Source organism: Mesorhizobium sp. M7A.F.Ca.AU.002.02.1.1 (assembly GCF_003998535.1).
In the GTDB taxonomy this organism is placed as follows: Bacteria; Pseudomonadota; Alphaproteobacteria; order Rhizobiales; family Rhizobiaceae; genus Mesorhizobium; species Mesorhizobium ciceri.
Map to the genome: position 1 here is coordinate 1 of NZ_RZPB01001342.1, position 825 is coordinate 825.

The 825-nt window shown below is 63.8% G+C and carries 2 protein-coding genes; both read right to left on the reverse strand.

Annotated elements, in window-relative coordinates; translation table 11 throughout:
* Positions 1 to 395: hypothetical protein (locus EN879_RS37585; RefSeq protein WP_127274796.1), on the reverse strand; the 395-nt coding region annotated here is incomplete at its 3' end.
* A gap of 13 nt (positions 396 to 408) precedes the next feature.
* The coding region (locus EN879_RS37590) for a rod-binding protein (protein WP_127232314.1) at positions 409 to 825 on the reverse strand (417 nt) is incomplete at its 5' end.

The following is an 825-nucleotide window of genomic DNA, read 5'->3' on the forward strand; positions in this document are numbered from 1 at the left end:
GAATAGGTGCCGTCGGTCTCGGCGCGCTGGATGGCGTGCCGCAGCAGGCTGGCGACTTCGTTGACCGCGCTGAGATGCGCCAGGATCGCCGCTTCGTTCTTCGCCAGCTTCTGGCGCAGCCGGGTCAGGCCCTCGCGGTGCTGCTCGAGGAATTCGGCTTCGCTGCCGCCCTTCATGGCGCGGGTCAACTCGTAGAGGTAGCGGCTCTTGCGGGCGTTCGATGCCTTGAGATCATAGTTGGTGGCGTTGCGGATGCCTGCCGTCTCTTCCTCGACCACTTCCTCGATGCGGCCGATGATGGCGGCGAGGTTGCCGGGCCGCGCGAACGGGATCGGCGCTTCCGACGTGGTCGTGCGTGCTGGCAGGTTGGGGGTGGATTCCGAAAAGTCGGCCATGGCGTTTCCCAGTTTAGATCTTGATATTTGTTTTTATGGTCGTCTCGTCACCGGTCATCGATCCCGCAGCCTTGCGCTGCAATTGATGGACCAGCGAGGTCGACAGGCTGTTTTGCTGGTCGACCTCGGTCTTTTCCGGCCCGCCCGAAACCGGACCGACGGGCACGACGCGCTTGCCTTCGAGATAGTGGTCGGCGAGCATCGATTTGGCGATGCCGATGCCGCCGCGTTCGGCCATTACGTCCGCCACCCGCTCGGCAAGCTGCGATTTCCACATGTCGCCGGCCAGGCCCTTGCCGTAGACGCCCTCGGTGTCCTTGGGCAGCATGTTCTGGATGAAGGTCTGCAGCACCATCGCCTCGAACTTCTTGAATTTCTTGGCCGGGTCGGTTGCGGCGGCGGCCTTGTCGGCGGTGGCGCGCGACAGGAT